We start from the raw sequence: 15103 nt of genomic DNA, 5'->3' as shown, positions 1-15103 counted from the left end.
TAGTATAGATACATCAAGACTATATGGATTGCTTCGTAGGCTCACGCCTCCTCGCAATGACGTTTTTATGCTGCTTAATACTTATAGAATAAAAATTGTATGGTACTATGATAAGTAATAGGCGAGCATTGAGCGACGACGTCACCAACTTCTCATCAATTGACTATAGTGGGGATCATAATAGTTCAGGCTCATCTCTAAGACTTTCAACCTTTTCTGGTAAATCTAAATAAGCAGCTATCGCCAAAAATAATCCTAAATATTTTTTAGGATCGACTAAATTTGCTAGATCGTCATAAATTTCCGAGGAGTCATTGGTAGAAAATTTCTTATATAATTCTACAATTTCAAAAGATGGGCTTGCTGTGAAGGCAGTTTGTAATAACTCAAGATTCTTATTACTCCATTTAGAGGAGTTTAAAGATAGATAAAGATTTAGTGCTTCAATATGGGAAGCTATAAGCTTAATAGCTGATTCTAAATAATATACCGCCTCTTTTGTCTGGTTAGTCTCTAACATATTTTTAGCAGCTATAACATAATAATCAGCTATTTTGTTTTTAAGCGACTCTAGTTTCTGTCCGTCAACTCTGCTAAGTTTAGATACCACAAAAACAAATTTTGTCCATAGAGCAAGTTTGGCATAACAATTAAGTAAAATTTCTAAAGTTTCACTATCAGATTCATTTAGGTTAAACGATCTAACAGCATAATTCTCAGCTATGTCATACATATTATTCTGATAATGTATTTGTGCGAGTCTTTTGGTAACAAAAGGAATATAATATTTAGATTGTTCTAATTCCTGAAAATATTTTATTTTTACTGAAATATCTAGTTCTGATTCTGCTAAAAGTAAAGTATGAAACACCTTATTTTCCTGGCTTAAACGGTAAGATATTTTTTGGCTCGTTACTGCTGATTTTAATTTTTCACCAGAAACGTATTCTGCCATAGCTTTCATTAGTAAGTAATTATCGTTATTGGCTCTTTTAGCAAAGAAAAGAGCTTTTAAATTAGTAGGTAGATTAATAATTAAACATAATATTTTAAAAGAAATAGCAGTAGAAAGTGTAAGTAATATATATAAAATAACGAAAGTAAAAAATGTTGTTTCTATATAATAGTCATATAAGTTTAAAGTTAATCTTGAGTCAAGTTGATTTAACATAGAAAAACTAAAATATAACAACAAAAATGTAATACAAATTATCAATAATCTTATCATTAGTTTACTCTACGAATTCTTGTTGTAATTTTCTTGTTGTAGTTCTTCTGAATAAAAGAAATTAATAAAATAATCTAGGTTTCCTATTATTTTTAATTTCAGCTTTTCTTTATCTTTGAGGCTACTAGATTTTTCTTCAATTTTGATAAATTGCTTGATCCAGCAATCGGTTTTTGGAAATACCCTTACTAAACCTAAATTATTATCAAGTAAATAATTTTTATTATAATAGTGCATATCTATCAAAATATTTTTTATTTTTGCAGGTAACTCCATAGTTTCAATTTGATAAAGTTGCTCTGTATAATCTTTATCTTGCAGAAAATTCTTTACCAGAAGATTGATGCTAAGTAAATAATTACTGTAAACATTGGAAGGGGCTTTAGATTGTTCTGGTTGGTGGGGGGTACTTACAGAAGAATTATCATTATCTTCCTGAGGTGCATTCTCCTCTAAATTGGTAGTATCTGAAGATGGGGAGATTTCTTGTATGGTTGTTTCTTGTATTGTTGCGTTATTAGATAACTTAGAATCCGTCTTTTTATTATTTAAAAAAGTCATATAAGTTACCGATATGGCAAATAATACAACCAAAATAATTGTAAAAATAATAGAGTTGTTTCTACGGACTTTTATTATATTAGTTTCTGATTTTTGCATTATTTTGGGCATTATAAATTAATAATTCTAACATTTGCTGAGGTTGTCCATTATCACAATAAACCACATTTTTAGTAAAAGAGCTAATAATATTTGCTACTTTTTTACTTATAGTAATAACTAAACTATTAGCTAAGGATTCTAGCAAATTATTTTTTACTAATAATTCAATAAAAGTCTTAGTGCAGTTCTGTGAATATAGTAGAATAAAATTGATGCCCTTTTCAATTTCTGCTATGTGCTGAAGCTTAGTTGCATATTTTACCTGATAGATAATGTGTCTTTTAATCGCTTGAGGTAAATCTTGGGTAATTTCATTTGACGATAAATATACGGTTTGGTGATATATTTCTGGTGGAATGTTTTCTAGCAGCTCTTGTACATTGCTAGCAACATATTGCACTATAAAATTATTTTGTTCTAGAATTAATTTTGATGAATTACCGACTATCCAAATATTCTTCTTTTCGATATCTTGATGTCCGGCTAGGATTTTAGCAGCAAATTTACTAGTGATAATGATATTAGGATAATCATATAAAAGGGTACCATCTAATGGCAAAGTTTGATATTCCAATAAAGGACAGCATATATAGTTAAAGCTACATTGATGATTACGCTGCAACTCTTGAATAATGTCGTAATTATCTTCTGAACTTCTAGTTAATAGCACCGATTTCATAGAGCCAGATCATTAGATAATTTTTGATAATCTATGGCAAGTGGATTAGGCCCAATGATAGATAAAGTAGGTTTGCTAGCAAATATTTTGTTAGCAATATTTATGATATCTCGGTTTGTTATATTCATAATATATTCAATAGTGTTCTCAATAGGTAAATATTTGCCAAAAACAGCAAAATTCTTACCAATTTCTTCTGACTTATAAGATGAATCTTCTTGGGATATATGGATACTAGTTTTTAATTGTATTTTAGCCCGATCAATTTCTGAATCTTTGATCTCTACAGAAATATTGTTAATTTCATTGACTAATTGTTCTGCAAGAAATGGCAGTTTATCATGACTAGTGGAAACATATATGCCAAAAATCCCACTATCATAGTGTGAGCTATTATAGCTACCAATTGAGTAGGCAAGTCCAAGCTTTTCTCTGATTTGTTGAAATAATCTTGATGACATACCGTTACCAAGTATTAGTGACAGAGCTTGAGTATGATATAATTGCTGTATGTTAAAATAGGGTACACTTTCGAATCCCAGAACCAAGGTAGTTTGCTCAAGTTCTTTGGTAATAACACTATGCCCCCCCGTGTATCTAGCTTTCTCAAAATGATTATTTGGTTTATCTTTTAATGAACAAAATAATTTTTCGGCAAATTCTACAATTTGTTGATGCTCAACATTTCCTGCCACTGATAAGTAAATATTTCCGGCATTATAATGTTTATCAATATAACTGCTAAAATGTTCCTTATCAAATTTTGCTAAACTGTCATAAGTTCCTAAAATTGACCGACCAAGAGCTTGATTTTCATAAGCACTACTGTAAAATTTTTCGTGAATAAGCTCATCGGGATTATCCTGTACACAAGCAATTTCTTGTAAAATCACCTGATATTCTTTGGCTATTTCTTCTTCTGAAAAAACTGAATTTTGCAAGATATCTGCCAATATTTCTAGAGCAGTATAACAATTCTCACTCAATATTTTTGAGTAATAAACAGTCTGTTCATGACCGGTGTAAGCATTAAACTGCCCTCCTATAGAGTCAAATTCTTCAGCAATTTGCTTAGCAGTTCTAGTTGTTGTTCCTTTAAATGCCATATGTTCAAGAAAATGAGATATCCCTATTTCTGAATATTGTTCATAGCGGCTACCTACATTAACAATGAGATTAATAGCTACGGATTTTATATTAGGCATATGGTAAGTAACAACAGTTAGTCCATTGTTAAGTTTGCTTGAGTTAAAGGTCATTTTATCACTTGTTTATTAGTTTAAAGAGTATAGCTTAGTATTACGTTGTCATTGCGAGGATGCATGAGCCAACGAAGCAATCCAGAAAGGTGTTGTAAAATGGATTGCTTCGACCATTACATGGTCTCGCAATGACGCATATGCACCCCAACCGTCATTGCGAGGAGCCACTTTGGTGGTGCAACGAAGCAATTCATTTCTAATCTAATCACTTCATGGATTGCCACGCTCACTTACGTTCGCTCGCAATGACGCTAGAAGGTGGATTGCTTCGTCGACCTATGTCTCCTCGCAATGACGATTGGAGTGCAATGACAGTAATACTAATCAAGTACAGACAAAAAATATAACCATTTACCAACAGTTATGCAAGAGGTCTATTTATTTACTACATATTTTTATATATATTTAGTATAATAGACTTTTGTATAATCTAAAGATATTCTCGTGTTTAAAAAAATCAATTTTGCTAAAATGCATGGATTAGGTAATGATTTCGTGATTATCAATCAGCGTGATTTACCTATAAATTGTGATTTACAGCAATTATCGCTAAATATCTCCAATCGTCGTACTGGTATTGGTTGTGATCAGTTTATTATTTACGATCAAAAAGCTAATTACTATGAAATGGCTGTATATAACCAGAATGGCTCAAGTGCCAAATTATGTGGGAATGCTTCAAGATGTCTTACCAAATTATTATATCTTGATTTCGGTATAACAGAAGTTACTTTAAGAATATACGGAAAAGAATTGTCTTGTAAGATATTAAGTGACAACGAGATCGAGGTAAATACTGGGATAGTTAGTTTTGAGGAAGATTGGATGCCTTCAGCCGAAAAGATTTGGCCAATTATGGAACGTTATATGATTGATATCAAGGAAGTTATTTGTGCTGATATTGGCAATCCACATTTTATTATTTTTAGTGATTTAGCTACTAAAGATAAAGAAATAATTGGAGAGAAATTACAAGCAAAAGAGTTGTTTACTGATGGGGTTAACGTTAATTTTGCTTCAATCAAGGATAATAAAATTTATTTATCGGTTTGGGAAAGAGGAGTTGGTTTAACTCTTGCTTGTGGTAGTGGGGCATGTGCTAGCTTTGCTTCAGCAGTAAAGCTTGGCTTTGTTAGCTCTCCTTGTCAAGTGGTATTTCAATTAGGTAGTCTACAAATGTCAAAACAAGGGGAGAATATCATAATGCTTGGTTCTGCTGCTTTAGTGGTACGTGGAGAGTTTTTTATGACTAAACCACAAGAAGTCTTAACTCAAAAGGTTGTAACTTTTGGTTGTCGATTAAATATTTATGAAAGTGAAGTGATTAGAACTAACCTAGCTCTTTCTGGTTTAGAAAATGTCATGGTGTTTAATACTTGTTATGTCACTAAGGAAGCTGTAAAACAATCACGTCAAGCAATTCGTAAAGCTAAGAAAAATAACCCTAAGGTAAGAATTATTGTTACTGGTTGTGCTGCTCAAAATAACCCAGATATTTTTGCTAATATGGTTGAGGTCGACAAAGTACTTGGTAATGAGGAAAAATTGATTGCTAGCAATTATCAATTTACTGACGAAAAAGTAGCAGTAAATGATATAATGTCTGTGACGGAAACTGCTAATCATCTGGTGGCTAGCTTTGATGGCAAATCTCGGGCTTTTATTCAAGTACAGAATGGTTGTAATCATCGTTGTACCTTCTGCATTATACCTTATGCTAGAGGCAATAGTCGCTCAGTCCCAATGGGAGTGATAGTACAGCAGTTAAGGACATTAGTAGCTAATGGGTATAATGAAGTAGTATTTACCGGGGTTGACGTTACGGCATATGGACCAGATTTACCAGGAGCTCCAACTTTTGCCCAGATGATTAGAAGGATTATAGGGTTGGTTCCGGAGCTAAAAAGGCTTAGATTATCTTCCATTGATGTAGCTGAAATCGATGATGATTTGTTTGATTTGATGGCTTATGCTCCACAAATTATGCCGCATTTTCATATTAGTTTACAAGCTGGTGATGACATGATACTTAAGCGTATGAAACGTCGCCATAATCGTCAAAATGTTATTGATTTTTGTCATAAATTGCGTAACTTAAGAGCAAATGTATCATTCGGGGCAGACATTATAGCTGGTTTCCCGACGGAAAATGAGGTAATGTTTGAGAATACAAGAAAACTTATCTCTGAGGCGGATTTGCAATATTTACATGTTTTCCCGTATTCTGAGCGTGAGGAAACTCCAGCTGCCAGAATGCCGCAAGTAGCAAAATCTGTTAGAAAAGCTAGAGCAGAAATTTTAAGGGTAACAGGGAAGCAGCAATTACAACAATTTTTCCAAAGGAATATAGGGCATGAAGTGGAATTACTTGTAGAGCAAAATAACATAGCTCATACAGAAAATTTTATTCCGGTAAAGTTGCAAGGTAATTTTGACGTTGGGCAAATTATTAAAGCTCGGTTAGTTGCTGTAGAGGATAATTATATGATTTCAGAAATTTTGGTATAGTAGACTTACCTAGCATAAGTCAAAATCTGATAGAGATATATGTAGTTTTATCAATTTAATATTCTTTTATGACAAAAAAGTTAAAGCATGATTCATTAGTCAAAACAATAATGGCTGATCCTGTGGCAGCTCAAGAATTTTTGGAATATTATTTGCCGAATGATTTTAAGAGTTTAGTAGATTTATCAAAGATAACAGTAGAAAAAGAAAGCTACATAGAGGAATCGTTAAACAAAAAATATAGTGATATAGTGTACGGAGTTGCGACCAAGAATCAGGGTAAGGCTTTTGTGTATGTGTTGATTGAGGCTCAGTCGGGCGTTGATTATTGGATAGCTCTACGATTATGGAAATACACATTATTATTGTGTGAAAGGCATAAAAAAGGAAGAAAGAAATTACCATTAGTATATAATTTAGTGATTTATAATGGTAAAGAAGTTTATACTGCTCCTAGGAATTTATGGAGTTTATTTACCGATGCAGTTATAGCCAAGAAAGTGATGACAGAAGATTATCAATTGGTCGATTTACAAAGCATGTCTGATGATGAAATAATGAAGAAGAAGCATATTGGGATGTTAGAATATATGCTCAAGCATATTCATCAACGAGATATTATAAAGCTTTGGGAAGAATTTCTGCAGAGATTTAAATTAGAGATATTAGTAGATAAGGAAAAAGGCTATATTTACATAAAATCGCTTTTATGGTACACTGACGCTAAGCTTCCTGAGGAAAAGCAATCAGAATTGGAGGAAGTACTACCAAATATTTATCAGAAGAAGAACAAGGCGTTATTATGAGAACTATTGCACAAAAATATATCGAAGAAGGTGAAGCTAGAGGTATCCAGCTAGGTGAAGCTAGAGGTGAAGCTAGAGGCGAAGCTAGAGGCGAAGCTAGAGGCGAAGCTAGAGGCAAAGCTAGAAGAAATTTCGAAGTGGCAAGAAATCTTCAGAAAGCTGGAATATCGATTGAGATAATATCTCAATCTACTGGGTTAACTAAAGAGCAAATTGAAGAATTAGAATAAATATAAGGATTCTTACAATTGCCACGCCACCTAACTAGGACTCGCTAATAGACGTCTTTTCAACTATATATTTCCTTAGGTTGCCACCTATGTGCAATGACGCTAAGGCTAAATACTAATCGGATTTATAACGTTGCCAATTTAAGTTAATTCACTATATAAATAATTGCTATGAAAAAATTTAAAAGCATTGCTGTCTATGGTGGCGGTAGCTGGGGAACTGCACTAGCCTGTCAAGTGGCAAGGTGCTATGAGGATGTGTCGATATTGGTACGTGAGAATAATATTATCGAGGAAATATTAAAGAATCGAACTAATAGTAAATATCTTGGTTCTGATATTACATTACCAACCAATCTAGTTCCTTGTGATAATTTGTCAGCTTTACTAGACAAAGAAGTAATAATTATTGCGGTACCATCTTTTGTTTTTCAGGAAACTTTGAAGATATTAAAAAACGCTGGGATATCTGAAAGCGTAGCGTTATTAGTTGCAACTAAAGGATTTGGCAGAGATCCTACGGAGTTATTATCTGATAAAGTAAAAGTCATATTACCAGCTAATCCTTTAGCCTTTATAGCTGGACCTAACCTCGCTAAAGAAGTTGCTCAAGATTTATTAACTTCAGTAACCATTGCTTCTTTAGATGTTAATCTTGCCAAACGACTAGCAATTAGCTTGGCATCTCAACAATTTAAGTTGACCATAACTGACTATATGGTAGTGATGCAAGTGGCATCGGCTGTTAAGAATATTATAGCAATAAAGAGTGGTTGGTATGATGCAAAAGGTTACGGACAAAATGCAAAAGCCGGTCTTATAACTCAAGCAATTCAAGAAATAAGAATTTTATCTGAGGCTATTGATGGAGAGCTTGGAGATGCTTCTATTTTATGTGCTCCAGGTATATTAGGGGATTTGGTGCTAACTTGTTATTCTAAGGAATCACGAAATACTAGATTTGGTTATGAGCTTGGTAAACATTTAGATGTTGGAAATTTTTTAAATCAAAATTTATACTTAGTGGAAGGGCTAGAATCTGCTAGACTGGTATTGGATCTCATAAGAAAGTATGACCTAGTACTGCCTATTATTGAATCAGTAATTAAAGAACTGAAAATAATATGAAATTCTTTAGCAAATTACCACAAACATTATCACAAATAGTTAGTAAAATAATATTATTAGAATGTTGTTTGTTATTAGTAATTTTTCCACTAGAAAATTTTAGAATTAACACAGAAACTGTTATTTTTCCAGCTTTTGAAGTTAGTTTACTTTACTATTTTGCTACATTTTATCATATTGGTTTTTGGCTAATATTTTTAGTAGGAATAATTTTTGACCAATTATATTCTATGCCAATTGGTACAAATTCCTTGGTTCTTGTAACTGCTCACATAATTTTACAATTTGCTGGAAAATTCTTTATAGTTAGAAGTTATTTAACAAATTTCCTGATTTTTGGGTTATATTATTTTTTTATATTACATTTTAGATATTTGCTAATTTTAACTAAAGGTCTATCTTCCCAAGGGTATCTTACGATGTTAATGCACTATCTTACTACGATATTTTCCTATAATTTGCTACGAATTCCTCTTGATAAGGCATTGTTCCCCAAACGTCAAGGAGAGGAGGTTTAACCCCCAAACGTCATGGCTCAGAGCTACTTTAGTAGCGACAAAGCAATTCAGAAAAGTATTAGAAATGGATTGCTTCGACCATTACATGGTCTCGCAATGACGTTTGGTATCTAGTACTACAAAAACATAATAGGAATCGCTATCAAAAAAATATGCTAAATAATAAAATATTACATAACCAGTTAATATCAAGACGGTCTTTTCTGATAGGTTCAGGAAAACTGACATTATTTTCATTATTGGCTGGAAAAATGTTTTACATGCAGTTATTTGAAAGTGATAAATATCGTACTTTATCTGATAAAAATCGTATAAGTTTTATTCTAGTTCCGCCATTCAGGGGACAAATTTATGATGTTAACGGTAATGTTCTAGCTACCAACCAAACTTGTTTTAGGTTATTACTGGATATGCATGAGGCTACTAATTACAAACAGGAATTAATTCTAGTAGCAAATATCTTGCAACTAACTGAAGAAAAACAAAATTACATTAATCAAAAAATAAAAAAAGCCAATAAACGTTTTCCTTTACTGATATTAGATAATCTTAGCTGGCAACAAATGTCACTCATTGAGGAACAAAAGTTAAATTTAACTTCTATTTTTGTAGATGTCGGTTATGTAAGATTTTACCATTTTTCAGAAGCTGCTTGTCATGTAATAGGTTACACTGGACAGATTAATGAGCAAGAGAAACAAGAGCTAGAAATCAATAATTTAGGGGATTTTAATATTGGTAAATCTGGTGTAGAAAAATATTATGAAGAAAAGTTACGTGGGAAATTTGGTTATAAGCAGATAGAAGTGAATGCTTTAGGCAAACAAGTCAGAGAAATTACCAATCTTCCAAGTCAACAAGGAGAGGACTTACATCTAAATATTGACGCAGAGTTACAACAAAGAGTGCAGCCTTATTTAACTAAACAAGGCTGTTCGGCGATAGTTATTGATACAAATAACGGTAATGTTTTAGTGCTGGCTATGTCGCCGGTATTTGAAGCCAATAATTTTGTAAAATTGTCTCAAGATTATTGGCAAAGTTTAATTAATGATCCTTATAAGCCGTTAATTAATAAAACCATACAAAGTACTTATCCACCTGGTTCTATTTTCAAAATTATTACAATTTTAGCTGGTTTAGAGAGTGGAATTAAACCGGATAAAACGGTTAATTGTACTGGGGATTCGGTATTAGGTACTAATAGCTTTCGGTGCTGGAGTCGTCATGGTCATGGCACAGTGGATATGTATAATTCCATTAAGCATTCTTGTAACTCTTATATGTATGAAATAGCTCGCTTAACAGGTCATAAAAAAATATTAGATATGGCAAGAAATTTTGGTTTCGGTACAAAAACTGGTATTGATTTGATTGGAGAAGCCTCAGGTTTCCTTCCTTCAGAAGAATGGAAAATGAAAAAATTTAACTCTAAATGGACAATTGGTGATACTCTTAACTTATCGATAGGGCAGGGATTTTTATCAGCTACTCCAATCCAGTTAGCTAGGTTTGTAACAGCAATTGCTAATAATGGGAAATTGTATAATCCTAGAATTGCTAAAGATATATCGGTATTTGATCAGGTTAACATCAATCAAAAATACTTAGATATTTTAAAAGAAGGCATGTATAAAGCAGTTAATACTGAAGGAGGAACTTCCTATTATAGTAGGATTTTAGCAGAAGGACATCAATTAGCTGGTAAAACAGGTACCGCACAAGTGCAAGCAAAAGCTAATATAGATGATGATTTAAGCAGTAAATCAGTTGTTTGGCAAAGGCGTAACCATGCTATATTTGCCGGGTTCGCTCCCTATCAACAACCTCGTTACTCTATTCTGGTCTTTGTCGATCATGGCGGAGGTGGAGGCAGGGTGGCAGCTCCTATAGCTAAAAAAATTATGACTATGGTACTTGATAAATATATTTAGCATTACTCCGCTATAGTCAATTGATGAGAATTGGGTAGCAGGAGTGCATAGGCGTTAGTTTAAGAAAACAGTAGTTGAAAAACCGTCATTGCGAGGAGACCGTAAGGTCACGAAGCAATCCAGAAAAGTGGTTAGAAGTGGATTGCCACGCCACCTACGGTGGCTCGCAATGACGGAGTAATATTAAATTACATAATTTATGTAAAATTAATATATTTTTTTATTATTCTACTTAGTGCTAGCAATCTTATAGTATATATTAACTATATTAATCTAAGAACCTGAAATATGATAAACCCAATTTTAGAACAATTTATAATTATTTTGCCTGAGATAATGCTGACCTTACTGGCTTTGTTTAGTCAACTATCGGCTGTATTTTTTAGTAACAAAACTAGAATCATCACTAATATTACAATATTATTATCGATTGTATTTTCTATTACTTTGGTGCAGAGTAGAGCGGTAGCTTTTAATGATTCCTTTGCCATTAATAGTTTTACTGGTGTTTGTAAAGTCTTTGCTTTGCTTTTTTCAATAATGACAATAATAATTTATTATGGTTATTGTAAAGTCACTATAGTCAATTCAGGAGAATTTGGGGCTAGGAGCGATGGAACGACGCCTATAAGTAATAGGCAAGCGACAAACAACAACGTCCCCAACTTCTCATCAATTGACTATAATGAAAAATTTAAGCCAGAGTTCATAACCTTGGCGTTACTTTCGACCGTTGGTATTTTTATTACTATATCGGCTCGTAATTTCCTACTATTATTTGTGGCTATGGAATTGCAAGCACTAGCAGCATATGTACTAGCTGGCTTTAGTTTGTATAATATTAAATCATCAGAAGGAGCGTTAAAATACTTTATTCTAGGTAGTTTGATTAGTTGTCTGACCTTGTTTGGGATATCCTTTATTTATGGATTTGGTGGTAGTTTAGATTATAGTAATATTCTACAAAAATTAAATCAATCACCGCAGCCAAATATTGGGTTAGTAAGTGGCTTAGTACTTTTTTTAAGTGGTATTTTCTTTAAATTATCTAGTGCTCCTTTGCATGCTTGGACGCCAGATGTATATGAAGGATCACCAATTCCTTCAGTTACCTATTTTGCTGCTGCTACAAAATTTGGCAATGTAGTGGTGTTATTAAATATAATGACGATGGTAGTTGGTGATTATAAACAAATTTCAGTTGATTTAATAAAAATAACAGCAATTTTGTCAATGTTGATTGGGGCAGGTGGGGCTATTAAACAAAACTCTCTCAAAAGGCTAATGGGATACAGCACTATTCTAAATATTGGTTATGTTTTGCTGGGAGTTGCTTTGCATAGTGAGCAAGGTAATAATGCAGCATTAATATATATATTTATTTATGCTGCTTCCGTTTTAGGCTTTTTTGCCTGTTTAATTGCTCTGCTGGGGGGAAAAGCTGATACGGCAAATTTTGATGATATTAAGGGTCTGGCGAATAGTCGTAAGGCTTTGGCTGCTGGGATTACCATTATCATGTTCTCGATGATTGGTATTCCCCCACTGGCAGGATTTTTTGGTAAATATTTCATTTTTTATCAGGCTATTGTAGAGGAACAATTTACTCTAGCATTTATAGCTATTGGTACCAGTATTATAGCAGCTTATTATTACCTCAAAATAGTTAGGTCTATGTACTTTTTTGAGGCAAATAAAAGTTTGCAGCTAGATTTAGTACCAACCCATCAAAGCTTAAAGTTTATAAATTGTTTTATTATAGGATTTTTGTTAATTTTTTCTCTTTTTATAAAGTAATTTGATGAGGAGTTATGTCTTGGCAAAAAAAATATAAGCTACTAGTTTTTGATACAATAGATAGTACTAGCTGCGAAGCTATTAGGATGGCTAAGAGCTGTTCTGATGGTAGTTATGTAATATTAGCAAAAAATCAAACAAAATCGCGTGGAAGAAATAACAAAATTTGGCATTCTAATCTAGGGAATTTGCATGTTAGTATATTATTAAAGCATCAAATTAATCTTAGTTATCTTCCGCAATTATCTTTTGTTATGGCTATTGTTGTTTATAAAACTATTAATTCTTTAACCGCTAGCTCAGGAAATTCTATCAAATTAAAATGGCCAAATGATATTTTGATAAATGGCAAGAAAGTATCTGGTGTATTGCTTGAATCTATTAGTATAAATAACAATAGACCTCTTTCTAAACTCGCTTATGCTGAGGAATTTGAAGGAGACGCGGAACGCAGAACCGCAGCGTACTCTAATGTACGTGAGGATTCGAGTACCGCATCATTGTCCAAATTACCAGCAGAAGTAGAGTTTAGAAAGAGGTCTAATAATTATCTTATTATAAGTGTTGGCATTAACATCAAGGAAAATCCTTTAAATATTGAGCAACTGGCAACCAATTTATCTGATGAGAATATAGAAGTAAAAGATACAGAATATTTATTAGATATCTTGATGATTAATTTTGAAAAATATTTTAGTAGATGGAAAGAACAGGGATTTAGTAAAATAAGACAATATTGGCTTAGAAATGCTTATAAGTTGGGCGAGATGGTTAGTGTAAATGATGGAAACACAAAAATCTCAGGGATTTTTAAAGATATAGATGAAAATGGAGGTATAAGAATTCAGCTTGAGGATGGGAAAATAATTACCTTATGTAGTTTTGAGATATTAGATTTTTTATAAAAATAATAGTTGCGATATTAATTATATTTGATATTATGCCCTCGCAATATTTGACGTCGTCAGATACGGATAAAAACTGTAAACAGAAGCGGTCTAGAAGGCTGTTTGCGATAACTAATTAATTATATTTTGAGCCAAAAAGAGCCAAATATAGAATTACTTTACTCACCTTACGCATGGCATTTAAAAGCCATATAAAAAAATAGCTTGGCGTCATTGCGAGAAGCTACTTTAGTAGCGACGAAGCAATCTAATGAATGTGGATTGCTTCGACCATGTAGTGGTATCGCAATGACGTTTTGTACTTTCCCGGAATTTTTAAATTGCCCTGGGTTATGCGTAGGGTGAGATACTAAATCTTTTTTTAACATTAAATTTGAGGAATAATAAATTTTTACCAATCGTTGCCTTACCCTATGAATAAATAAAATATCTTGTTGCTCTACAGTTTTGATAGGCACAAACCTCATATTAGGTCTCGCTACTGCCTCACATATTGCTTCGCTATCTGCTTGATCATTTTTATTAGTTTTAACATAAGGCTTAACAAATTGTGGAGCTATTAGTTTTACAGTATGACCTAATTTTGTTAATTCTCTTGCCCAATAGCTAGCTCCACCGCAAGCTTCCATGCCTACTAGACACTTTGGTAAGTTAGCCATAAAAGTTAGAACCTGCTCTCTCATTAATTTTTTCTTTAATATTGTCTTACCATTTTTATCTACACCGTGAATTTGAAAAATTCTTTTGCAATATCTATACCAATTGTGGTAACTTCCATATGGGTCTCCTTATTGTTGTTTAGGATTCATTTCCTATCCTAGAAGATTAGCATATGCTTCTCATTCTGTATATAGGGTAGGTCCATACCATTATTTCATTTAAAAATTAAGTAACAGGAGATAATATTAATGGCTAGTTATTATTTATGGTTTAAAGCATTCCATCTTATATCGGCAATTTCTTGGATGGTGGGTTTATTATACTTGCCAAGATTATATGTATATCATTCTAGAGTGGCGGTAGGGAGTGAATCTGATAAAACATTTCAGTTAATGGAAAGTAAGTTACTCAGAATAATTATGAATCCTGCTATGATAAGTACCTATACTTTAGGTATAATCAATAGTTATATATATGGGTTAGTAGCTTTAGGAACATGGTTTTATATAAAAATGACAGCAGTTTTAGGCATAACTATTTTTCACGGTTTATTATCTAGATGGCGAAAGAATTTTGTTGATGGAAAAAATAATCATTCCGAGAAATTTTATCGTATTGTCAATGAAGTGCCGGCATTATTGATGATCATAGCGGTTATTATGGTTATTGTTAGACCATTTGATTAATTTTATGCAATTACCTATTGATACTGGACTGAAAAATCAAGACAAAAAAATAATAATTTTGTTTCCCATTTTTGCATTTTTCAAGCTGCAATTTGT

11 protein-coding genes and 4 pseudogenes are annotated in these 15103 nt (G+C 32.6%); 10 read left to right on the top strand and 5 right to left on the bottom strand.

Translation table 11 applies throughout. The features are described 5' to 3' along the window. Positions 1 to 95: 95 nt before the first annotated feature. Entirely contained in the window at positions 96 to 233 is a 138-nt protein-coding gene (locus tag RiCNE_RS07440) for a hypothetical protein (RefSeq protein WP_157905654.1), read from the top strand. Here RiCNE_RS07440 and RiCNE_RS02760 read toward each other — a convergent pair. The 4 genes from RiCNE_RS02760 to RiCNE_RS02745 are packed head-to-tail and all read right to left on the bottom strand — an operon-like array spanning position 176 to position 3829. Next, a complete protein-coding gene (locus RiCNE_RS02760; RefSeq protein ID WP_133062928.1) occupies positions 176 to 1228 on the bottom strand; it encodes a tetratricopeptide repeat protein in 1053 nt (350 codons plus the stop codon). The two genes, RiCNE_RS07440 and RiCNE_RS02760, sit on opposite strands and share 58 nt — an antisense overlap. Positions 1229 to 1237: 9 nt before the next feature. Then, positions 1238 to 1900 (bottom strand): hypothetical protein, encoded by a 663-nt coding sequence (locus RiCNE_RS02755; RefSeq protein ID WP_192866920.1) that lies wholly within the window; start codon positions 1898 to 1900, stop codon positions 1238 to 1240. Further along, the gene (locus tag RiCNE_RS02750) at positions 1869 to 2570 is read right to left on the bottom strand and encodes a uroporphyrinogen-III synthase (protein ID WP_094649092.1); all 702 of its coding nucleotides are present in this window, start codon (positions 2568 to 2570) and stop codon (positions 1869 to 1871) included. Before RiCNE_RS02750 ends, RiCNE_RS02755 begins: the two co-directional genes overlap by 32 nt. After that, the gene (locus RiCNE_RS02745) at positions 2567 to 3829 is read right to left on the bottom strand and encodes a M16 family metallopeptidase (RefSeq protein WP_239832624.1); all 1263 of its coding nucleotides are present in this window, start codon (positions 3827 to 3829) and stop codon (positions 2567 to 2569) included. Before RiCNE_RS02745 ends, RiCNE_RS02750 begins: the two co-directional genes overlap by 4 nt. Positions 3830 to 4276: 447 nt before the next feature. Here RiCNE_RS02745 and dapF point away from each other — a divergent pair. The 8 genes and pseudogenes from dapF to RiCNE_RS02710 form a co-directional block, all read left to right on the top strand. Next, a pseudogene (dapF, locus tag RiCNE_RS07790) lies at positions 4277 to 5086 on the top strand (diaminopimelate epimerase); the annotation flags it as partial. After that, positions 5078 to 6340, top strand: coding sequence for a tRNA (N(6)-L-threonylcarbamoyladenosine(37)-C(2))-methylthiotransferase MtaB (mtaB, locus tag RiCNE_RS07785; protein WP_204839949.1), 1263 nt, complete (start codon positions 5078 to 5080; stop codon positions 6338 to 6340). The pseudogene dapF and the gene mtaB, both read left to right, overlap by 9 nt. Positions 6341 to 6408: 68 nt before the next feature. Continuing rightward, a pseudogene (locus RiCNE_RS02735) lies at positions 6409 to 7376 on the top strand (Rpn family recombination-promoting nuclease/putative transposase). Between the two features lie 171 nt (positions 7377 to 7547). Continuing rightward, on the top strand, positions 7548 to 8504 hold the full coding sequence (locus tag RiCNE_RS02730; protein WP_094649090.1) for an NAD(P)H-dependent glycerol-3-phosphate dehydrogenase: 957 nt from the start codon (positions 7548 to 7550) through the stop codon (positions 8502 to 8504). Continuing rightward, the gene (locus RiCNE_RS02725; RefSeq protein ID WP_094649089.1) at positions 8501 to 9022 is read left to right on the top strand and encodes a hypothetical protein; all 522 of its coding nucleotides are present in this window, start codon (positions 8501 to 8503) and stop codon (positions 9020 to 9022) included. Before RiCNE_RS02730 ends, RiCNE_RS02725 begins: the two co-directional genes overlap by 4 nt. Positions 9023 to 9174: 152 nt before the next feature. Next, complete coding sequence (gene mrdA, locus RiCNE_RS02720; RefSeq protein ID WP_094649088.1) at positions 9175 to 10956, top strand: penicillin-binding protein 2; 1782 nt, start codon at positions 9175 to 9177, stop codon at positions 10954 to 10956. A 672-nt stretch (positions 10957 to 11628) separates the two neighbouring features. Then, positions 11629 to 12753: pseudogene (locus RiCNE_RS02715) on the top strand (NADH-quinone oxidoreductase subunit N); the annotation flags it as partial. A gap of 14 nt (positions 12754 to 12767) precedes the next feature. Beyond that, on the top strand, positions 12768 to 13658 hold the full coding sequence (locus tag RiCNE_RS02710; RefSeq protein ID WP_094649087.1) for a biotin--[acetyl-CoA-carboxylase] ligase: 891 nt from the start codon (positions 12768 to 12770) through the stop codon (positions 13656 to 13658). Positions 13659 to 14050: 392 nt separating this feature from the next. On the opposite strand, the pseudogene RiCNE_RS02705 reads toward RiCNE_RS02710, so the two are convergent. Next, positions 14051 to 14439, bottom strand: a pseudogene (locus tag RiCNE_RS02705) (IS110 family RNA-guided transposase); the annotation flags it as partial. Between the two features lie 130 nt (positions 14440 to 14569). Between RiCNE_RS02705 and hemJ the strand changes: the two are divergent. After that, positions 14570 to 15007 (top strand): protoporphyrinogen oxidase HemJ, encoded by a 438-nt coding sequence (gene hemJ / locus RiCNE_RS02700; protein WP_094649086.1) that lies wholly within the window; start codon positions 14570 to 14572, stop codon positions 15005 to 15007. Positions 15008 to 15103 lie beyond the last annotated feature (96 nt).

It is taken from the genome of Rickettsia endosymbiont of Culicoides newsteadi, assembly GCF_002259525.1.
Classification (GTDB): Bacteria; Pseudomonadota; Alphaproteobacteria; order Rickettsiales; family Rickettsiaceae; genus Tisiphia.
This window is presented reverse-complemented; position numbering and strand designations above follow the sequence as displayed.